General features: G+C 37.0%; 19 protein-coding genes. 14 read left to right on the forward strand and 5 right to left on the reverse strand.

Features of this window, described 5'->3' with window-relative positions:
* Nucleotides 1–20: 20 nt before the first annotated feature.
* From murA to ACQCPR_RS03575, 4 genes are all read left to right on the forward strand, one after another.
* Nucleotides 21–1316: a UDP-N-acetylglucosamine 1-carboxyvinyltransferase gene (murA, locus tag ACQCPR_RS03560; protein WP_090565608.1), complete on the forward strand. Its 1296-nt coding sequence runs from the start codon at nucleotides 21–23 to the stop codon at nucleotides 1314–1316.
* A 543-nt stretch (nucleotides 1317–1859) separates the two neighbouring features.
* Nucleotides 1860–2804: a stage II sporulation protein D gene (spoIID, locus tag ACQCPR_RS03565; protein WP_427138189.1), complete on the forward strand. Its 945-nt coding sequence runs from the start codon at nucleotides 1860–1862 to the stop codon at nucleotides 2802–2804.
* Between the two features lie 31 nt (nucleotides 2805–2835).
* On the forward strand, nucleotides 2836–3498 hold the full coding sequence (locus tag ACQCPR_RS03570; RefSeq protein ID WP_090565604.1) for a M23 family metallopeptidase: 663 nt from the start codon (nucleotides 2836–2838) through the stop codon (nucleotides 3496–3498).
* A 68-nt stretch (nucleotides 3499–3566) separates the two neighbouring features.
* Nucleotides 3567–3839, forward strand: coding sequence for a sporulation transcriptional regulator SpoIIID (locus ACQCPR_RS03575; protein WP_090565602.1), 273 nt, complete (start codon nucleotides 3567–3569; stop codon nucleotides 3837–3839).
* 512 nt (nucleotides 3840–4351) lie between these two features.
* Here the strand turns inward: ACQCPR_RS03575 and ACQCPR_RS03580 are convergent.
* Nucleotides 4352–5839 carry a methyl-accepting chemotaxis protein gene (locus ACQCPR_RS03580; RefSeq protein ID WP_427138190.1) on the reverse strand — a complete coding sequence of 496 codons (1488 nt, stop codon included), beginning with the start codon at nucleotides 5837–5839 and terminating at the stop codon, nucleotides 4352–4354.
* Between the two features lie 423 nt (nucleotides 5840–6262).
* Between ACQCPR_RS03580 and ACQCPR_RS03585 the strand changes: the two genes are divergently transcribed.
* From ACQCPR_RS03585 to ACQCPR_RS03610, 6 genes are all read left to right on the forward strand, one after another.
* The gene (locus tag ACQCPR_RS03585) at nucleotides 6263–7255 is read left to right on the forward strand and encodes a rod shape-determining protein (RefSeq protein ID WP_427138191.1); all 993 of its coding nucleotides are present in this window, start codon (nucleotides 6263–6265) and stop codon (nucleotides 7253–7255) included.
* A gap of 75 nt (nucleotides 7256–7330) precedes the next feature.
* A complete protein-coding gene (locus ACQCPR_RS03590) occupies nucleotides 7331–8170 on the forward strand; it encodes a flagellar hook-basal body protein (RefSeq protein ID WP_427138192.1) in 840 nt (279 codons plus the stop codon).
* A gap of 44 nt (nucleotides 8171–8214) precedes the next feature.
* Nucleotides 8215–9054: a flagellar hook-basal body protein gene (locus ACQCPR_RS03595; RefSeq protein ID WP_427138193.1), complete on the forward strand. Its 840-nt coding sequence runs from the start codon at nucleotides 8215–8217 to the stop codon at nucleotides 9052–9054.
* 24 nt (nucleotides 9055–9078) lie between these two features.
* Nucleotides 9079–9369 carry a DNA-directed RNA polymerase subunit beta gene (locus ACQCPR_RS03600; protein ID WP_427138194.1) on the forward strand — a complete coding sequence of 97 codons (291 nt, stop codon included), beginning with the start codon at nucleotides 9079–9081 and terminating at the stop codon, nucleotides 9367–9369.
* A 25-nt stretch (nucleotides 9370–9394) separates the two neighbouring features.
* Entirely contained in the window at nucleotides 9395–9835 is a 441-nt protein-coding gene (gene fabZ / locus ACQCPR_RS03605; protein ID WP_427138195.1) for a 3-hydroxyacyl-ACP dehydratase FabZ, read from the forward strand.
* A gap of 152 nt (nucleotides 9836–9987) precedes the next feature.
* Nucleotides 9988–10398 carry a hypothetical protein gene (locus ACQCPR_RS03610; RefSeq protein WP_427138196.1) on the forward strand — a complete coding sequence of 137 codons (411 nt, stop codon included), beginning with the start codon at nucleotides 9988–9990 and terminating at the stop codon, nucleotides 10396–10398.
* A 614-nt stretch (nucleotides 10399–11012) separates the two neighbouring features.
* Here the strand turns inward: ACQCPR_RS03610 and ACQCPR_RS03615 are convergent.
* Nucleotides 11013–11441, reverse strand: a complete 429-nt coding sequence (locus tag ACQCPR_RS03615) for a YwpF family protein (RefSeq protein ID WP_090565588.1) — start codon at nucleotides 11439–11441, stop codon at nucleotides 11013–11015.
* A gap of 257 nt (nucleotides 11442–11698) precedes the next feature.
* Between ACQCPR_RS03615 and ACQCPR_RS03620 the strand changes: the two genes are divergently transcribed.
* The gene (locus ACQCPR_RS03620) at nucleotides 11699–12097 is read left to right on the forward strand and encodes a single-stranded DNA-binding protein (RefSeq protein WP_090565586.1); all 399 of its coding nucleotides are present in this window, start codon (nucleotides 11699–11701) and stop codon (nucleotides 12095–12097) included.
* A gap of 88 nt (nucleotides 12098–12185) precedes the next feature.
* Here the strand turns inward: ACQCPR_RS03620 and ACQCPR_RS03625 are convergent, their stop codons facing one another.
* From ACQCPR_RS03625 to ACQCPR_RS03635, 3 genes are all read right to left on the reverse strand, one after another.
* On the reverse strand, nucleotides 12186–14897 hold the full coding sequence (locus ACQCPR_RS03625; protein WP_427138197.1) for a DEAD/DEAH box helicase: 2712 nt from the start codon (nucleotides 14895–14897) through the stop codon (nucleotides 12186–12188).
* Nucleotides 14894–16474 (reverse strand): hypothetical protein, encoded by a 1581-nt coding sequence (locus ACQCPR_RS03630; RefSeq protein WP_427138198.1) that lies wholly within the window; start codon nucleotides 16472–16474, stop codon nucleotides 14894–14896. Before ACQCPR_RS03630 ends, ACQCPR_RS03625 begins: the two co-directional genes overlap by 4 nt.
* A gap of 141 nt (nucleotides 16475–16615) precedes the next feature.
* Nucleotides 16616–17014, reverse strand: coding sequence for a helix-turn-helix domain-containing protein (locus tag ACQCPR_RS03635; protein WP_427138199.1), 399 nt, complete (start codon nucleotides 17012–17014; stop codon nucleotides 16616–16618).
* A 159-nt stretch (nucleotides 17015–17173) separates the two neighbouring features.
* Between ACQCPR_RS03635 and ACQCPR_RS03640 the strand changes: the two genes are divergently transcribed.
* The 3 genes from ACQCPR_RS03640 (at nucleotide 17174) to ACQCPR_RS03650 (ending at nucleotide 20091) form a co-directional block, all read left to right on the forward strand.
* Nucleotides 17174–17554 (forward strand): hypothetical protein, encoded by a 381-nt coding sequence (locus tag ACQCPR_RS03640; protein WP_427138200.1) that lies wholly within the window; start codon nucleotides 17174–17176, stop codon nucleotides 17552–17554.
* A gap of 541 nt (nucleotides 17555–18095) precedes the next feature.
* Entirely contained in the window at nucleotides 18096–19370 is a 1275-nt protein-coding gene (gene ltrA, locus ACQCPR_RS03645; RefSeq protein ID WP_427138201.1) for a group II intron reverse transcriptase/maturase, read from the forward strand.
* A 280-nt stretch (nucleotides 19371–19650) separates the two neighbouring features.
* The gene (locus ACQCPR_RS03650) at nucleotides 19651–20091 is read left to right on the forward strand and encodes a transcriptional regulator (RefSeq protein ID WP_427138202.1); all 441 of its coding nucleotides are present in this window, start codon (nucleotides 19651–19653) and stop codon (nucleotides 20089–20091) included.
* Nucleotides 20092–20481: the final 390 nt, after the last annotated feature.

Genomic DNA, 20481 nt, shown 5'->3' on the forward strand with positions numbered 1-20481 from the left:
ATGAACGCGGAGGGAAAGTAGTGGACAAAATCGTTGTAAAAGGTGGCCAAACGTTAAACGGGAAAGTACGAGTAGAAGGTGCGAAAAATGCAGTCCTACCAGTATTAGCTGCAGCTCTACTTGCGACTAAAGGCAAAAACGTTATTAAAGATGTACCAACACTTGCAGATGTTTTGACAATAAATGAAGTATTGAAAAGTTTAAATACAGAAGTCAGTTATAATCCAGAAAAGAATGAAGTTATCATTGATTCACAAAAGAAATTATCAAGTGAAGCCCAATTCGAGTATGTGCGTAAAATGCGTGCATCTATACTTGTTATGGGTCCTATTTTAGCGAGAAATGGATTTGCTCGAGTAGCACTTCCTGGAGGTTGTGCAATAGGCTCACGTCCTATTGATCAGCATTTAAAAGGTTTCGAAGCAATGGGTGCAGTAATATCCTTTGGACATGGATTTGTTGAGGCAACTACAAACGGACGACTTAAGGGAGCCAAAATTTATTTAGACGTTCCAAGCGTAGGCGCAACAGAGAACATTATGACTGCTGCAGCATTAGCAGATGGTACAACAATTATTGAAAATGCAGCAAAAGAACCTGAAATTGTCGATTTAGCTAACTTTATCAACGAAATGGGTGGAATGGTAAAAGGTGCAGGAACCGACACAATTCGTATTGAAGGTGTGGAAGAACTACACGGCACAGAACACCATATCATACCAGATCGTATCGAAGCTGGAACATTCATGGTTGCTGCAGCAATAACAAAAGGTAATGTACTCATTGAAAATGCAGTACCTGAACATATGACAGCACTTATATCTAAAATGCAAGAAATGGGCATTGAAATTACCGAAGAGGAACAAGGTCTTCGTGTTCGCTCTGAAGGAAATCTAAAATCTGTGGACATTAAAACGATGCCGCATCCAGGTTTCCCAACAGACATGCAATCCCAGATGATGGCATTGATGATGACTGCTCACGGAACAGGAATCATAACGGAAACAGTTTTCGAAAATCGCTTCATGCATGTGGAAGAATTCCGCAGAATGAATGGTAACATGAAAATCGAAGGACGTTCGGTCATTATGGAGTCCCCATCCGATTTACAAGGTGCAGAAGTTGCAGCGACAGACCTTAGAGCGGCAGCAGCACTTATCATAGCTGGTTTAGTTGCAGAAGGAATCACACGCGTTACAGAGCTTTATCACCTAGATAGGGGATATGTCGATTTTGACAAAAAATTAGCAGCTTTAGGCGCTGATATTGAACGCATCGGTAGCGAAACTGCTGAGAAAAAAGTTCAATTGGTTTAATACTATATGTAAAGCACTACGCATGTATACATGTGTAGTGCTTTTTTCATTTTCCACAAATTGCAATTTTTGTCGAAATTAGCCGCTCCGCAAGTAAATGGTCCATAAGAGCAAGTAAAAGATACAGAATTGCAAGTACTTAGAAAGTAGAGCAAGTAAAAGTCCGATATACGCAAATAATCTAAATACGAGAGCAAGTAAATGATTAGGAAGATGTAATCTCACCTTATATATATTTCAAACAGATGGGCGATGTTCACATATCCAATGGTTATCTTCAAATTGACACTCTAAATGGTTAAATTTTACGTTTCGCAAGTAAATCAAGATTGAAAGCAAGTAAACGAACGTGGAGGGCAAGTAACTTATAACAAACAGCAAGTATGTTCCTATGGAGCGCAAGTAAAGCACATTCGAAAGCAAGTAAACGTTCCTCACTCTTAAATTAGCCATCGTTTCTTATCTATCTGAGTACTTACCTTATAAGTAGTTTATCTCCTAAATAAAATCATCAGCCCGTCCAAACGAGCATATAGTATCTCTATGAAACAAAACATACTATTTATAATCTTATGCGTAGCCCTCTTGTTTTTACCGTTTTTATTAATAAAAGAAAAAACAACACAAGAAGAAACGGTGCCAGCGCCAACATCGGAACTCGAAATTGCTTGTCCAATACTAATCGAAGTGAAAGGGGTTAAGGAGAAGATTCCATTAGAAACTTATGTTCTTGGAGTGGTGGCAGCTGAAATGCCAGTTACGTTTCATGAAGAGGCATTGAAGGCACAATCTATAGCAGCAAGGACATATGTATTAAGAGATACGAATTACGGTCAAAAACCAATAGATAAAACAGTATTAAAGCAGGTTTATGTTGGTGAGGAAGATCGGAAAAAGAAGTGGGGGGATTCCTTCGCTCAATATGAGGACAAACTTAAAAAGGTGATTGCAGCGACAGAAGGAGAAATTATCGTCTACAAAGATCAACTAATCACAGCAATGTTCTTTTCTTCCAGCAACGGTCAAACGGAAAGTGCGGAAAATTATAGTGGGAATGTGATTCCTTACTTAGTATCTGTGCCAAGTAAATCGGAGGAAATGTATGCTCCAAATAGGACAAAGCAGTTTGAATTCACACATGGGGAATGGTCAAAAGCCTTTAATATGAAATGGAATTCAAACATACCTAAAACTATCAAAGTACTAAAGTCGGATACGAACCGAGTAGAATTGGTTGAAATGAATGGAAAATCGTGGACAGGCCGAGAAGTTCGAACACTCTTGGGTCTACCCTCTACTGATTTCACCATAACGTTTCAATCTGATAAAGTAGTAGTAGAAACAGTAGGATATGGCCATGGGGTAGGGATGAGTCAGTATGGTGCCGAGGTACTCGCCAACGAATCTTTACTGGCTGCGGACATTTTACTTCATTACTATAAAGGTACAGAAATAAAAAAATTCTCACCATGTTTAAAATCTCCTTGATTTGCAAACAATGCAAATAGAGGTGATGAAAATGAGAGAAGAACAAAAGAACAATACTTCTCAGAAGAAGAACAATAACCCGAAAAAGCCATGGTTTTGGCCACTAATTTATGCCGGATTTTCGGTAGCTTTTGTAGGTATGATTTGGGGCTACAATGTGTATGTCAGTGATGATTCTGTCAAGGATTCAGAATGGACAGATGCAAGTAAGGACCCTGATTCAGTAACGATTGAAACCAATGCCCAAGCAGAATCGATGAAATACCCTTTTAAAGAGACTCTGCTAGATAGTGTTGAAATCGTACAGCATTATTACGATATGGAAGCAGATGAGTCGACTCGTGAAAAGTCGATACTCGTATTCGATCATAGTTATGTGATGAATACTGGCGTATCTCTATCTATGAATAGTGAGCCATTTGAAGTAGTTGCGGCAATGAGTGGAAAAGTAGAGGAAGTCAATCTAGATCCATTTGTTGGAGATGAAATCGTCTTGTCACATGCAAATGGTATGGTAACTAAATATCGCTCTGTCACTGGTATTCTAGTAAAAGCTGGAGACGTTGTAGAACAAGGTGATTCGCTTGCAACGGCAACAGAAAATGAATGGAACCCGACTGCTGGTGTTCATTTACAGTTTGAAGTACTACAAGATGGTGTTTTAGTAAATCCAGAGACCTTACTAGCATTTTAATTCATAATAACTAAGACGTATGCATAAATTGATGGAAAGTGTTCCTTTACTAACGAAAGGAAGAGTTAGTGCACGAAACGATTCGTCATAGATGCATACGTTTAGGTGAGATGGTCATTGAGACCAAAAAAACTGTCCGTGCTATCGCAAGCACAACCGGTCATTCCAAAAGCACTGTGCACAAGGATTTGACGGAAAGACTCCACTTAGTAGATCCGCTTCTGGCAAAAGAAGTAAAAGAAATTTTAGCGTATCATAAATCGGTCAGGCATTTACGAGGTGGAGAAGCGACGAAAAGAAAGTGGAAAACGAAAAAAGAAGATAGAAGAGGTCGTGATTAGTAATTGATCACGGCTTTTTCTTATTGTTTATTAAACTGAGTCATTTTCATAAATAATAATTAAATAGTGAATCGTGACAATATTGATTTCTGTTCCAGGGTGGAATGCTTTCGTTAGAGAAGACAATAGCTATCGCATAGGTACCGACAAGATAGCTCATCTGTCATATTCAACCAACAGAGACATCACCAAAGAGTTTTCAACAACAGCAGTCGAAACGAAGGGAAGAGGATGGCTCAACTATACGAACAGACGTTAAACGAATAAACTTATCAAATCAAACTGTTTATGCTTAAGGGAAGTTGTATAAGGGATAGGCACTCGTCACGCGGGAAATTGATAAAATTCTTGAAGTTATCACTGAGCAGCAACTCAAACCATTTTGTTAGCTTTAAAGGCAGCTACTTAATATTGTTAGCAGTTATGAATTTTGAAATGATGAGCGAGGAGGTGGAATATACTTTTCAAATAGAAAAGCATAGATGAAATTTTCATCTATGCTTTTGTTGAAATTATTTGGTTTCTGAAGTTTCAGCTAAAAGTCCTTTGGCATTAAGTGTAGTTGTATTCATTGAAACAGCAATTTTTTCATTATCACATGTGACCGATTCTACTGTTGCACTCATTTCCTCAAGGCTTGCACTTGTTTCTTCAAGTATAGCTGCTAGGTCAATTGTGGATTTTTCCACGGATTGGCTTTTTTCTAAGACATTATTAGCAAGGCTCTTAGAAGCTTGTAAATCTGTTTTTAAGGAATCGAACACGTCTTTTAAATGTTTAAAGTACGTTACAATTTCCTCTGAAGAGTCCATTACCGACCTAAAGCTTTGCTGACTTACTTCCATTTTTTTCAGAGAAGCATTGTTATCATTATTCACCTTTTGAAGGTTTACGGTAATACTGTCCGCCGTCTGCTTAGTAGATTCTGCAAGCTTTCTGATTTCTTCTGCCACAACAGAGAAACCTTTTCCTGCATCACCTGCTCTTGCTGCTTCAATTGATGCATTCAAGGCTAGAAGGTTTGTTTGTTCAGAAATTTCCTTTATTTTGTCTGAGTAAGAATTGGTCTCTTTAATATTAATCGTCAATTCGATTAGCGTCTTATTTAAATCATCAACAAAGGTATAAATGTCGCCGGTTTCATTGCTGAAGGAGATTACCTTTTTCTCACCATTAGTAGTTATCGATTGTGTCTTCTCTGCTTCTGATAAAAGATCATCCAGACGTTTTTGTAGTTGATGCATAACCTGATAAGTCTCGCTAGCATTACCTGAAATATTAGCAATCTGCTCACTCTGTTGATGACTCGCTACAGAAACTTCAATTAGGCTAGTACTCATATCATTTTGGGCTATTAGGTTATTTTGAATTCTTTCATTCGAGAAGGCCACTTCTTTTAGTATATTGCTCAGATTCTCTTGAATTAGCTCTTTTTGATTTCTTTGTTCTACCGCAATTTGTTCGGACTCAAGGATGAGTTGTTCAATTTTTTTCTCCTGCTTGTTGTTTAAATGGATAAGCACACTTAGCATTAATCCTGATAAAATGTATAGAAGCATCATTGCGCCAAAGTTTGTTTGTAGTACCTCAATATCATTGATTCCTTTGTATACAGTCAAAACTATTACAATAAGTCCTAATGTAAATCCAATCGTAAAGACTTTTTTATTAAAGTGAATGGCTGCGAAAATTGTTAGGAAAAAGGTAATAATGACGAGTGTGATGCCTCCACCTGTAATAAAAACGGCAACACCGGAAAATAAGTTGGCCATGATTACAGCGATATATGGAAAAAGGTAAGCTCCTTTTTTATATTTTCTGAGCAAAAAATAGGCCACAGCAAACAAAATAACCTCTGTAGCATATAAAAAAATAGTATTTTGTTCATCTGAAAATAATGATTTTATTAATGCTAATGATAAAGAAATTGTAAAGACAATAAACATTAAGGTGTTTTTCTTTTTGTTATCTTCTGCGAGCATCTGTTGAATTTTATTCATTTTTTATCTCCTCTTCGTAAGGTATTACTTTTTTGTTGTTCGCTAAATCCAGTATTAATTAAATATATCGGTGCTTTGCTCATATTCTTTAGGAGGAATGTGGTCTGTCAGTTCTCGAACATTCTAGTTTTACAGAAGTCAACTCCAGGGAGATAGAATGGAACTCTAGGTTAGTAAGAGTTCCTTATATCTAAGAAGTACATTAGTTTCAGAAAGTACTTATTCTTAAAAACCTACATAAATCTTGTGTATATACTTAGTAGCACAAATAATAGTTATTTAGACACGAATCACATACCATTTTTTCTCAAATATTATTGCTAAATAAAGTGTATTTCAATTAAAACTATGATAAAATATAAAGTTAGAGACGTATCGAATAATATACATAATGGGTTTAGCTGGGAAGGAGAAACAACAGTAATGTTTGCAAAGGATATTGGAATTGATTTAGGTACAGCAAATGTTTTGATACATGTAAAAGGAAAAGGGATAGTTTTAAACGAACCCTCTGTCGTTGCTATAGATAGAAGTACAAAAAAGCTACTTGCAGTTGGAGAAGAAGCTAGAAAAATGGTCGGAAGAACTCCAGGAAATATTATAGCAATTCGACCACTTAAAGATGGTGTAATTGCTGATTTTGACGTGACGGAAGCAATGCTAAAGCATTTTATCAATAAATTAAATGTTAAAGGATTCTTATCAAAACCTCGCATTTTAATCTGCTGTCCTACAAATATTACTAGTGTAGAGCAAAAAGCAATACGCGAAGCAGCTGAGAAATCTGGTGGGAAAAAAGTTTATCTAGAAGAAGAGCCAAAAGTAGCCGCAATCGGAGCAGGGATGGATATTTTCCAACCGAGTGGTAACATGGTTGTCGATATTGGTGGGGGTACAACAGATGTTGCAGTACTTTCCATGGGCGATATCGTAACAAGTGAATCGATTAAAATTGCGGGAGATGTTTTTGATAATGACATTCTTCAGTATATTAAAAAAGAGTACAAGCTTCTAATTGGGGAACGTACTGCTGAAAATATTAAAATTTCGATAGGAACCGTTTTTCCTGATAGTCGTCACGAGGAAATGGACATTCGTGGACGTGATATGGTGACAGGACTTCCTAGAACGATAACTATTAAATCTGAAGAAATAGAAAAAGCCTTGAAAGAATCCGTTACAGGTATTGTTCAGGCTGCAAAGAATGTGTTAGAAAATACACCACCTGAGCTATCCGCAGATATTATTGATCGTGGAGTTATCATAACAGGGGGCGGAGCACTTTTACATGGTATGGATCATTTATTGATGGAAGAGTTAAAAGTACCGGTATTTGTAGCAGAAAACCCAATGGATTGTGTTGCAATAGGAACTGGGATTATGTTAGATAATATTGATAAAATATCAAGAAGATAAATGCGAAATGTTTACGGAGTGCAAAAATAATACCCGTATACTAAGTTTGCATTAAACCGAACTGGAGGCTTTCTTATGTTTCGTGGATTTAATACAGTTGCATCAGGAATGATTGCACAACAGCGTAGAACAGAACTTTTAACAAACAATATGGCCAATGCAAACACACCAGGATTCAAGGCAGATCAATCGACGATTCGCTCGTTCCCAGATATGCTAATGTCTAGACTAGGACCTACTCAAATCCCTACAAAAGATCCAATTACCGGGAAATATATTTCTGAAGTTGGTGCAATTAGTACGGGTGTATACATGCAAGAAACAATGGCATTAATGACCCAAGGACAACTCCTGCAAACAGATTTAAATACAGATATTGCATTAATCGATGGTTCATTACCAGTTGATGAAGAAACTGGGCAAACAGGAGCAGTATTTTACCGTTTGCAGCATCCCACTGAAGGGGAAGCATATACCCGAAATGCAAATTTTACGTTAGATGGTGAAGGATACTTAACTAATCCCCAAGGTCTGTATGTATTGGATTCCGAGGGACAAACGATTCAGCTACAAAATGATGATTTCCAAGTAGACTCAAGTGGTCAGATCTTTGTAGACAATGCTTTTGTAACTCAAATTGGTGTATCATTTTCTACGCAACCTAATACACTTGTAAAGCAGGATAACGGTTTATTCCAAACAGTAGACGGAACTGACTTACCATCTGCTTATGGTTTAGATAATGTTACTTTTTCGATGCAACAGGGATATATTGAAGGTTCAAATGTAGACACTGCTAGAACAATGACAGATATGCTAACGGCTTATCGTGCATTTGAAGCAAACCAAAAAGTACTGCAAGCATACGATAGAAGTATGGAGAAAGCTGTTAACGAAGTGGGCCGTGTAAATTAAATATAGCTTTTTCAATCTTTAACAACGAAAAGAGGTAGGCTTAAATGCTACGCACGATGATTACAGCGACAAATACAATGTCGCAACTACAAAGCCAAATAGATATTATAGGGAATAATCTTTCCAATACGGGTACACATGGTTACAAAGCTAAGGATGCTAAATTCCAAGAATTATTATATCAACAATTTAATAATGATAAATTAGATAGAGTAGAACGAGATTCTCCTACAGGAATTCGTTATGGCGTTGGTGCAACACTTGCACAGACACAAATGAACTGGAAGCAAGGTAGTCTCCAATCTACAGACCGCGATTTAGATTTTGCTTTTCAAGAGCCTAAGCAATATTTTAAAGTGATTATGCCAGATGGCGTAGATGGACAACAGACGGCCTATACTCGTCAAGGTGCCTTTTATGTATCACCAGTGGAAAATGGAGAGCTTATGTTAGTGAACAGTGATGGTTATCCAGTCGCAAATGCAGATGGACAAGTAATTACGATTCCTAACGGTGTTACGGATTTCTCTGTAAATGAAACAGGAATTCTTACAGCAACTTATCCAGACGGTACTACACAACAACGTGAATTAGCAGTTTCTGTGCTTCAAAAGCCGAATGCAGTGGAGCATTTATCTGCAACATATATTGGCATGCCAGATAATCTAGAAGAACTAGGTTTAAATGCAGAAGATATTATGACTGATCTTTTAGGGGAAGATCGTGGAGAAATCGCTATGGCAAATCGTATGTTAGAGTTGTCAAATGTAGATACATCTAAAGAGATGACGGATCTTATGACAGCACAACGTTCTTATCAGTTCAATGCCCGTTCCATTACAATTGCGGACCAAATGCTGGGTCTTATTAATGGCATTAGATAATTATTTGTGTAAGGAGTTGTGTTTATGACAGAAGAAAGTAAAATTTCTGCTAGACAACAGCGAAGATTAGAAAAGGAACAAGAAAAGGAACAAGAAAAGGAACATGAACAAGCAACATCAACTGGGACAACCAAATGGGTCCAGATCCGCATGTTCCCAATATGGTTGCGTATACTACTGGTAATTCTTTTTATTGCTGGAGCAGCTATGGCAGGTTTAATGATTGGCTATGGCGTACTAGGTGATGGTGAACCAACGGACGCATTAAAATGGGATACTTACCAGCATATGATTGATATTAAAGATGGCAAATAATAATGTTCTTTTGGAGGATGATTCCATGTTAACAACAGAGCAAGTTCAAGCAATTTTACCTCACCGTTATCCATTTCTCATGATAGATAAAATTCTAGAAATCGAAGAAGGAAAGCGTGCGGTAGGATTAAAAAATGTAACGATTAACGAAGAGTTCTTCAATGGTCATTTTCCAGGATATCCAGTAATGCCAGGAGTACTGATTGTAGAGGCGCTTGCTCAGGTAGGAGCAGTGGCTGTCCTTCAAATCCCAGAAAATAAAGGAAGACTTGCTTTCTTTACTGGAATTGATAATTGTCGTTTTAAACGACAAGTGAAGCCAGGAGACCAATTAAAACTAGAAGTTGAATTGACCAAACTCCGCGGAGCTATGGGAAAAGGCCACGGAATTGCAACAGTAGATGGAGAATTAGTTTGTGAGGCAGATATATTATTTGCCTTAGGTCCAATAGTTAATAACGACTAATAATAGTTTTTCACATTTTTTTCAACTTATACTCTAAATTATATCTTGCAAAAACAGGCATAAATGCCATAGGATAGTTCCTTTTTTCTTGGATAACCTATCGTAAGTCACAAAAAAGTGATGACGATATCTAAGAAAGGAGGAATTTTTTTATGTGGAAAAAAGCCGTTCCTGCTGTAGCTTTATGCTCTTTTTTATTAGTTGGGTGTAATAATACAGATGATGCCATCCCTGACAACAATGAAACTCCAATGGAGGATGTGCGAAACGATGTAAATACACAATCGCCAAACACAGATAACGGAATGAATGATGGTGGGAATGGGACCTTAGACAATGGAACCATGAACGATGGAACAAACAATAACGGAACAACGAATAACGGTTCAATTGAAGGCCAACCAGGTATCAATGATAATGTTGATGGTGGGAATGGTACTGGCGGTGCTGGCTCAGGTACAGGAGATGGAAATGTACCAAATGCAGACGGTAAATGGATTAAAGAACCAAGCACTGAACACGATGATGACGAAATGACAAATGATAAAGACAATAATTTATAATAATTGAAAAAGATGCTGGCACCTAAAAATTAGGGCCAGCATCTTTTTTCGTTCTATATTTTATAACGTTGGTGATGGAACTTCACTAACTATTTTAAATAGAAAACAAGTGAAGCTCCCCGTAGAACTAAAGTCGTCGAAAACCATCATCTTGGAGGGAACCCACTTGTCAATTACTAATAATATTAGAATGCTCAGTTCAAGACTCAAGATTAAATCACTTTAAAATTCAAGCCAGTTGAATCTGATTTAAGGCAACCACACTTAGAAGTAGCTTAGTCTGCCTTTTTAGGTTATAAGTTTTCACTCAATTTAAAGTACACTTTAGGTTTCTTGGAGTGAAAGATGGCGACTCCTGTGGGAACAGCGCGAGCTGAAGACCCCACAGGAGCGCGGTTTTCGCGACGAGGAGGCTGAAGCCGTGCCCGCGGAAAGCGCCATCTGGAACGGAAAGAAACAGGGTATTCGATTCACTATAAAAAAAGATTGTTTAGAAAGCCAGTTTTCCCTGACATTCTTCTAATCAGCCTTAATATAATTCAATGATCATCAATTCAACATTTAAAATTGTTCACCAACGTTATTTGACAAAGAACCCTTTTTTATTGATGATTTTATTGATCTTTCTTCAAGGCAGGGCGAGTTTTCATATCATTTTCAAATTTAGAAAGTAAATCTTCCCCAGTTAATCCTTCCTCGATTAGTTCTGATAGCAATGATTCAGCGTATTTTCTTCTAACTCGTTTCAATGTACCTCTAAGCAAAACGGAGAGGTGATTGCCAATTTGTTTAACAGAATAGGTTACCACTTCAAAATGAGCCGGTTCATTTTCTGGATAAGAGATAATAACTTTCACATCATATACCTTATTAGAAGTTTTTAATTCATTAAAATAGTTTTCGTATTTTTGATCAGTGAATAGCTCTAATATCCAAGAACGGCTAGAATTTTCCTGGTTAATCACGATGCCATCCTCTATTGTTATTGGAACTTCTTCATTGTCCGAAATAATACTGACTGATATCATTTTAAATGTTTTCATGTACAAATCCCCTTTGGAAAAGCATTAATTAGTATCCATTATAACATAGTGACTTAGGTGGAAAAAATAATAGGCTAAACTACAAAAATAGCAAATTGAAAAATTAGAAAAGCTGTTATAGAAGTAATTTATAAGAAAGTAGATTTCAGGAAATTCATTTTGTAATTAAAAAGGACTTTAAAATTGAATTGTGAGCTTTTGCCAACAATTTAAACTGCCAGTATGATTGGGCTAACTTTAGAAAAGGAGGTGACAGATTGAACACTGTTTCGATAATCGGACGTATGACGAAATCTCCACAACTAAAGCATTTGTTAGAAGGGAGGACGCAAACTAGTTTCGTAGTTGCGGTGAATAAAAGCTATAAAAGTGATGAAGCGGACTTTGTGTTATGTACGATTTGGGGGAAGCTCGCTGAAACAACCGTCAAGTATTGTGGTAAAGGGTCTCTTGTAGGGATAACAGGTAGGCTTAATACAAGGTCGTATGAGAAGGCAGAGGGAGAGAGGGTATTCGTTACAGAAATAGTTGTGGAGGACATCCGATTTTTAGCAACAAAGAAACGAGATGAAGAACAACCAGTACAACAGCCAAATAAGAATAATGAGAGTGATTTTGAATTTCCAGTAACACCACCAAACCAACTACCAGTTTAATGATTGATAAGGCCGCAATCTTATTCAATGATTATCAAAAGAGTTAACCCTGACCGAAATTTTCTTGGTCAGGGTTTTAATAAAACTATTAGAGAGACAGTGTAAGCAACTCTTTTATGTCATTATCCGACATTTCAGTGATCCATTGACTAGAATGTATTAACTCTTCCGATAGCGACTGTTTTTCAACTAAGAGTTTATCAATCTTTTCTTCAATCGTTCCGATCGTAATGAACTTATGGACATGAACAAAGTTTGTTTGTCCGATACGATATGCACGATCGGTTGCTTGGTTTTCTACTGCAGGATTCCACCACCGATCGGCATGGAGCACATGGCTTGCCGCAGTTAAGTTTAGGCCAGTTCCACCAGCCTTTAAAGATAATAGGAATACGGGAAACTCATTGGCTTGGAATGCTTCCACCAAATGATCCCGTTGATTTTTAGGCATGCTACCAGTCAAAAATGGGGCATCTATTTCATATAACTCTGTTAAACAATGCTGTAGTAAATGTCCCATCCCGATATACTGAGTAAAGATTAGACATTGCTCACCTCGTGCTGCAATTTCTCCAGCAAGTGTAACAATTTGAGCTAGCTTCTCGGAACGTTCAAGCATATCCTCGGCATCATCAAAGGGCTCTTTTAAATAGAGAGCAGGGTGGTTACAAAGCTGCTTCAGCTTGCTTAGCATTTTCAGAATGAGACCCTTCTTCTCAAAACCAGTCAGTGTGTCAAGCTTACTAACAGTTTCTTGTATAAGTGATTCATATAAAGCAGCCTGCTCTGTAGTAAGTGCACAGTACTCTCGTTGTTCCAATTTTTCTGGTAAGTTAAGTAGGAGCTCAGGATCTTGCTTCGTTCTTCTTAATAGGAAAGGTTGAATTTTAAGTCTTAATTTATGTTTCGTTGCATCAGAATTATCTCGTTCAATAAGTGCTATATAATTTTCTTGGAATTTACGGAACGAACCTAAATAGCCTTTATGAATAAAGTCAAATATAGACCATAGCTCTGATAATCTATTTTCCACAGGTGTACCAGTTAGCGCAATATGATGCGCACCTGCTAACCTTCGAATAGCACGTGATTGCTTTGTATGCATATTTTTAATGTTCTGTGCTTCATCCAGCGTAATACTAGTCCATACGATTTCAGAAAGCGAATCAACATCTTGCATAGCAGTTCCAAAAGTAGTGAGTACAACATCACATGTCATATCAATTTCTTTTGTTCGAGTAGAACCGTAGTGTGTCTGCACTTTAAGTGAAGGTGCAAACTTTGCTATTTCTTTTTGCCAGTTTCCTAACACGGAAGTAGGACAAATTATAAGCGAAGGTGTTGGCTGCTCAGTATTTTCATGGACATGCAGTAAGTAAGATATCAACTGTACTGTTTTTCCTAGTCCCATATCATCTGCAAGGCAAGCTCCAAACTTTTCATTTCTCATGAAGACGAGCCATTCTAATCCTTGTTGCTGGTAAGGGCGTAAAGTCGTCAACAAATTAGGAGAAATCTCCACGGAAGGGAAACCTTTTTTCTCCGAGAGCTGTGTCATAATCGTTTGCAATGATTTCTGCATCTCAAATTCAAATAACGGATCCACATCAGTTTCTTCTTCCTCATCAAGCGCAAGTGCAAGTTCTTCAGGAATTTCGCGGAACAGCAATTCTTTCACAGTCCAATTCTCATCCTCTGATTTTCTTATAAGCTCTCGAACTTCATGCATCCAAGCGGAATCGATACGGAACCATTCATTGCCAGCCTGTATAAAGGAACGATTTTCATTGACCATCTGTTGAAACTCATCGGCTGAAATTTCCTGTCCGTTCAAAGAAAAACTCCAGTTAAATTGTAGTATTTCATTTAGACCTGCAGTAGTTTTATATGAATTGGCCGTTTTAGCGACTGTTTTAACACGCATTTTTGTGTCTTTTACCGCCTTCAGCCAAGCGGGAAGAACAATCTCGAATCCGAGTGCTTGCAGTTTCACTAAGTCATCACGAAGAAACATCCTCACTTCTTCATCAGTTAATGTAGAAGAATAGAATGTTTTTGGATTCGTTTGATCAATTGAAGAAATAAGAGAAAACATTTTCGACTGTGTTTCCTCTATAAAATCACTAAATTCAACCCATTTATCTGGAAGAGCTTTACTAATGGATAATGATTTCTTTCGGTATGCTGGTGTCCAGTATACACTGCTTTTTTTCCCTCGAACTACCGTCTCTAACAACCATGTATCTTCCATAGCTTCCGGTTCTGACAATCTAAGTGCGACTAATAAGCTTGGATGAGTAGCCTGAGATTTGATTGGCCAGCCACCTTGTTGGAAAAACGGTATAAGGGGTTCTATGTCTTCCATAGATAGCCCAGCTTGGAACAGCTTTTGTTTAACAGCATTAACAAGAAGCATTTGCCCACTATGATCTATTGGAGCAGTAACTTTGAGGTCATTTCCTTCTACGTTTATGAAATTCCATAAATCAGGCGTTGCCCAAACTTTTGCTGTATCTTTAAATGTTTCTAACCATTTATTTGAATCTTCATTGACACCGTCAAATAATGTGAATGGATTCATTTTTCTAGAAAAAAGTTCAACTAATTCAACAGGAGAAGCGATAAGTGCATTATCCTCAATTTGAGCATTGAGACCGAAAAAGCTTTCTCGGTGATTCAAATATAAGGATGGCACCCACTTCTCTGCAGGTATATTTATCGAAATTAATCGAAACTGTCCGTTTTCTAACGGAAGAATATTTAAAGAAAATTCTTTTGTAATAGATAAAGGCTGAGTCATAATGGTAGGTTTCCTTTCTCTATTTCTTGTTGCAGTGCACGAAGACGGCGATACTTTTCGCGAACATTTTCGACGTAAGCATTCCAATAGTCAGTGTTATTCGATTTCTTAGCAACTTGTTTCATTTTTTTCCAGATCCGAACAGCTTGTTTGTAGCTATAGCGATTTTTTTCTTGAATGAAACGCATTGCATAGTCATGATAAAGTGGAAGTAAAACATCTGGAGCTTCTTCTTTAATAATAGATAGTCCACAAGTTTCCGCATATTCTATTGAGGAATTGGCCGATTGATGGAGAGCCATCCAATCGTAATAACGCTTTTCCTTAATAAGTAGGTTCGAATAAGACTGTAGGCCATACAGACCAAATGATTGATATACTTTTTCTAACTCCGTAGGCTGTAATTGAACCATCTCAAATAATAGCTCTAATCGACGAATGAGCATAACACGAGATGGATTTAGTATTACCTCGTTTAAGTAATAAGAAACATGAGGTAGTAGTTTTCGAGCTAGGTTAGTACCTAATTCTTTTTTGCCAGTCTGAAGTGCCTTTTCACATACTTCTACCCACTCAAGTAGCTGGTTTCCTTCCATTTTTTCCGCAGCTAACAATAGCTCATCGGTCATGGACAAGGTTAAGTAAAAGTATGGTAGCACCATATTTAATGGCGTATCATCTTCTATAGTCTCCAGTGCCTCTAAATATTTTACTTCCTTCATTCTTGTATTCTTGTCTGTTACGAGCGCATCCCAAAAGGAAAGATATACTTGCTTTCGATAGTGTACAAGGTTTTCCATATCGAAGTAAAAATGATGAACTCGAACCATTATTTCTTCGTAAAATGGATCTGCTGCGAACATACGAGGCTTCGATGATAGTTGGTTTAAATGATCATTCAACTCCTCAAGGTATTCGTTTAAAAAATGAAGGACTCGATTTTGCATATTCGACTGAGCAAGAGGTTCAATATAAGACCAGGACTTTATGAGTATAGAAAGTTCCACATACACGTCAAAAATAGGTTGCCACTCGCGTTCAAATGGACGAGACTTCCGAATTTGAGATTTCAAATCATGAATAGCAAATTCAAGTAAATAAAAACTAGTAGGTGGGTAATTAGCAATAAATTTACGGAAAAAGTTTTCAACAATAATATCCCAACTTCTTGGACTACGCTCATCTTTTAGCAAAGACAATTGGACCTGGTCAGCCTGCGAACGCCATTCAGAAATCCAAGTAGACAAAGAATCATTTTGTTGATACAAATAAAAAACAGCTGCCACAATATGTCTACACGGCTTATGTATAGGACAAGGGCAGTGAAAGTTATCTTTTGAGATATGATAGTTCACTTCAATATTTGTAACATCGCGTATCGTAAAATCGACCCGATGTTCCTGGGGGAAATAATTAGTAATAGAAACAGCACCGTTACGCACAAAAAAAGCGGCACGACGGACAAGCTCCTCATCGTCCAATAAAGCAGGATGTAGCTTCTTCGCAATCGTATCCATAGACTGGTGAATCTGTTTATTATAATGGGTTGCAAGTTTTTGATAAGAAGTAGGGTTCAAACGGATCTCTCCTAAGAAAAAAGGCTTTCCTTCCATTATACTTATAAAACCTGCTGATTAAAAGCCGAACCTAAAACAATTTGACTAAAAGGATAGTAATAATAGAAAAAGCCTTTACTTATCATGATGTAAGTAAAAGCTTTAATCTTTTTTCAGCCGATTTAAAATGTATCTTCTTCGGTCTTTGTCACTTTCGGCAAAATTAACAATATCCATGGTAAAATCCCGATATTCTTTTAAGTGAATTATTTCCTTCACATACTCTTCTTGAAAAGTTTCTATGTATCTTGTTTTACTCTCCTTAGCCTCCAAAATAGGATCATTGCTTTTATAGCGTTTATCTTGGAGCATATATAAAAATTGATCATCTGGGATATTATATTTGTCTTTTATCTTCATTAATAACTCAATGGAAATACCAAGATCACCTTTTTCATATTTTGATAATGCTGAGTGATCAATACCTAGAATTTTAGCAGCTTCCATTTGTGTTATGTCTAGCTTTTCACGATAAGCACGCAACTGCTCTCCAAATGCCATATTCATCCCCCCATATACAATGCAAGGATAGCGAAATTAGAAGCGAAATGAATAAAAATCGCTAAATTGGAGATATTCGTGAAAAGTACAAGCAAATATAGTATAAGATATATACATCGAATAACATAAATGAGAAATATAGGAATAAATACAATATAAATGGGAGTGATAGCTATCAAAAGAATACAATTTTACATACCGTCTTTATTTGAGTTTCAGGATAATCATTCAAGGGAAAAGAAGGGAAAAATAAAAGTCATTGGTGTTAAGAAAAAGTATATTGAGTATTTTAGTGGATATCGTGAAAAAGAAATGACACATATTGATCAAATTGTTGCGGAAGATTTTACTGTTTATGATTTACTACTAGATTGTGACGCTAACCTATTATCTTTTTATTTAGAACATGAAGAGCAGTCAAACCAAACAAAAATACTTGAAAAAGTATTTCAAACGTTTATCTTTGAATACAATGAGCAATCTTTCGGCTATTTCACAATAGTAAAAGGAAAGCATAGACCTAGAACTCTAGCGAAATAAATTATGTTTCAAAAGCGGATGCATATTGCATTCCTTTTTTTAGTGTGCCAGGCATGGCAACTATCTAGGTGGTGAAAGTCCACTGTGGGGGTACACATCGACCAACCACTAAGGAAGCGCAAGGTGTTTATCGTGAGGTAAGGGCTAGAGGAAGCGTGGAATAAAATCTTGGCTCGACGAACAGAAATCTGATACAAAGGCTCTACAAAGGGATAAGGCTCCTAAACAAGTTAAAGTCCAAAAGGTGTGCGTAACTTTGTAGGGTAAATCAGGCGAGTAAAAGAGGAAAGATAGCTGTCTTACCCTGGGAGGTCTTGCGGATGTACATATGTACAGTCGAAAAAGGTTAGTCGCAAGAAGTCAGCAGAAGCCATAGTAATGACCTAAGGTCATGAAGGGCTGAACAATTTATAGTGTTTCAACGCCACGAATGCGTAAGTGACGAACTCCGAATGTGTTAATGGTAAAAGTATGAGCGTAACTCAGAGGATAACCAAAACGGAGATATCATTTACTACGTGAGAGGAAAGGAGAAACGAGTGTGGAACTTTTAGAAAAGATCCTTAGTAATCAAAACATGAATGATGCCTACTTGCGTGTCTATAGAAATAAGGGGGCAAGTGGTGTCGATGGAATAACTGTTGATGAGCTGAAACAATATCTGAAAGAGAACAAGGATGAGATACGTCAGCGCATCAGAACTAGAAAATACCAACCACAAGCTGCCTTACGAGTGGAAATCCCAAAAGAAAATGGAAAGATGCTCAAACTGGGAATACCAACAGTAGTGGATAGGGTAGTTCAACAAGCGGTTCATCAAGTACTCAGTCCGATATTCGAAAAGCAGTTCAGCGAATTCAGTTACGGCTTTAGACCGAAAAGAAGTTGTGAAATGGCAATTATAAAGAGCTTGGAATTTCTGAATGATGGACATGATTGGGTTGTGGATATTGACCTGGAAAGATTTTTCGATACAGTCCACCAGGATAAACTCATGCGAATCATTTCTAATACAATAGACGACGGAGATGTCATTTCTCTTATAAGAAAATATCTTGCCAGTGGGGTTATGGTGAATGGAAAATATGAAGAAACACCAGTTGGAACTCCGCAAGGAGGAAACCTAAGCCCGTTGTTGAGTAATATTATGTTAAACGAATTGGATAAGGAACTAGAAAGTAGAGGACTCCACTTCGTGAGATACGCTGATGACGCCTTAATCTTTGTGAAGAGTGAAAAAGCCGCAAATAGAGTGAAGGAATCACTCGTGAGATTTATAGAAAAGAAATTAGGACTGATAGTCAACGTAGAAAAGAGTAAAATCTCCCGTCCAAAAGACTTAAAATTCTTGGGATTTGGGTATTACTACGATTTTCTAAATAACAAATATCAAGTTAAACCTCATACTCTGTCCATACAAAAATTTCAAAGGAATCTCCGAAAATTAACCAAACGAAATTGGAGTGTCCGGCTGGACTTCCGAATTTTAAAACTAAAACAAGTCATACTTGGATGGGTTAATTACTTTAGAATTTCGAATATGAAAAAAGCGATGACTGGGATAGATAAGAAGCTTCGTTCCAGAATCAGAGTTATCATCTGGAAGCAATGGAAGGTATCGAAGAAACAAATCAAATCGCTTGTTCAATTAGGAATTCCGAAGGAAGAAGCAAAAGGACTAACTTACTGTCGAAAAGGCTACCGGTACATCGGACTATCCAAAGTCATCCAAAGAGCAATCTCCAATAAAAGGCTTAAGCAAAGAGGACTTCCATCTGCTTTAGAACATTATCTAAAAGTACACTCTGTAATATAAATTGAACCGCCGTATACGGAACCGTATGTACGGTGGTGTGAGAGGGGCGAAAATAATTAACTTATTTTCCCTCTACTCGATTGAGAAACATCTCGATGCCAATGTGGAAGACTCTTCAGTTTAGCAAGCAAATAGTGATAGGGGGAAGTATCTAGGTGGGGAAAACAAGTAAATCATATTTTGCTTGCTAATTATATTTTTAATGCCATTAACTACACGAAAATTAGAAAATGTGATAAACTAAGAGTAATCAGAAAATTCTATTAAAGGAGAGGAGAATATGATACTAGTACAACTAATGAAACCATTTTATACGAAGTTTGAAGGAAACAGCATTAAAATGGTATTTGCCTATCAGTATTTTTCCATAAGGAAAGATGATGAGCTATTTCATTTTATACCAGTGGAGGGCAAAGAAATTATTTTAAATGCACAAACGTTGCAGGTGGAGAATTTGTCGGAAGTATTCGTATTTCAAAAAGGGAACAGGTTTATAAGATTGCCGCTCTATCAATTATTACTTGTGTCAGATATTCATACACATTTACAAACAATTTTAGAAGAAGCAAACCAAGTCGATTCACAGGAAGTCTCAATTGAAGGAACCGAGGAAGTCATCAAATTACTAGTACAACAAAACGTAGAGCGCATGATTGACTTTGCTTTGACAACTAGAGATGAGTCATTATTCAACACACTGCTAATGTATAAAGAACACTAATGGGGGCTGTTACATTGTATAACATTATCAATTAGAAAACACCTAGCGAATAGGAATATTTCGATAGGTGTTTTTATGTGCATTCCAATTTAAAGAGATGAGAAGAAGTAAAGGAACAACACAAAACCACTTGATCCAAGTACCCCAAACAAAATGTCCCCCCAATTTAATCCAAACTTGTCGATTTTCATTTACAAAAGCTCCTTTCCTGTCAATTTCCCGGGAAATAACTCGATTATTATATTTGTCGTAAAGCTATCTCAAAAGTTACGTTTATTCTCCCCAATTCCGTAAAGAATTAATCGTTATCAGACAAATTATTTCGTAGAGTTCTAGAAAGTTAAAAGAATTTTCAATAAAGACGATATAATGAATAAAGGGAAACAACAG

Source organism: Psychrobacillus psychrodurans, from assembly GCF_050209195.1.
In the GTDB taxonomy this organism is placed as follows: Bacteria; Bacillota; Bacilli; order Bacillales_A; family Planococcaceae; genus Psychrobacillus; species Psychrobacillus psychrodurans.

Bases quoted from the DNA above. Each gene is read 5' to 3' on its own strand.
- ACQCPR_RS03610 (WP_427138196.1), top strand. From the start codon at position 9,988: ATGTGGAAAAAAGCCGTTCCTGCTGTAGCTTTATGCTCTTTTTTATTA.
- ACQCPR_RS03640 (WP_427138200.1), top strand. From the start codon at position 17,174: ATGGGAGTGATAGCTATCAAAAGAATACAATTTTACATACCGTCTTTA.
- ACQCPR_RS03595 (WP_427138193.1), top strand. From the start codon at position 8,215: ATGCTACGCACGATGATTACAGCGACAAATACAATGTCGCAACTACAA.
- ACQCPR_RS03570 (WP_090565604.1), top strand. From the start codon at position 2,836: ATGAGAGAAGAACAAAAGAACAATACTTCTCAGAAGAAGAACAATAAC.
- ACQCPR_RS03625 (WP_427138197.1), bottom strand. From the start codon at position 14,897: ATGACTCAGCCTTTATCTATTACAAAAGAATTTTCTTTAAATATTCTT.
- ACQCPR_RS03580 (WP_427138190.1), bottom strand. From the start codon at position 5,839: ATGAATAAAATTCAACAGATGCTCGCAGAAGATAACAAAAAGAAAAAC.
- ACQCPR_RS03600 (WP_427138194.1), top strand. From the start codon at position 9,079: ATGACAGAAGAAAGTAAAATTTCTGCTAGACAACAGCGAAGATTAGAA.
- spoIID (WP_427138189.1), top strand. From the start codon at position 1,860: ATGAAACAAAACATACTATTTATAATCTTATGCGTAGCCCTCTTGTTT.
- ACQCPR_RS03635 (WP_427138199.1), bottom strand. From the start codon at position 17,014: ATGGCATTTGGAGAGCAGTTGCGTGCTTATCGTGAAAAGCTAGACATA.
- ACQCPR_RS03650 (WP_427138202.1), top strand. From the start codon at position 19,651: ATGATACTAGTACAACTAATGAAACCATTTTATACGAAGTTTGAAGGA.
- ACQCPR_RS03615 (WP_090565588.1), bottom strand. From the start codon at position 11,441: ATGAAAACATTTAAAATGATATCAGTCAGTATTATTTCGGACAATGAA.
- fabZ (WP_427138195.1), top strand. From the start codon at position 9,395: ATGTTAACAACAGAGCAAGTTCAAGCAATTTTACCTCACCGTTATCCA.
- ACQCPR_RS03590 (WP_427138192.1), top strand. From the start codon at position 7,331: ATGTTTCGTGGATTTAATACAGTTGCATCAGGAATGATTGCACAACAG.
- ACQCPR_RS03585 (WP_427138191.1), top strand. From the start codon at position 6,263: ATGTTTGCAAAGGATATTGGAATTGATTTAGGTACAGCAAATGTTTTG.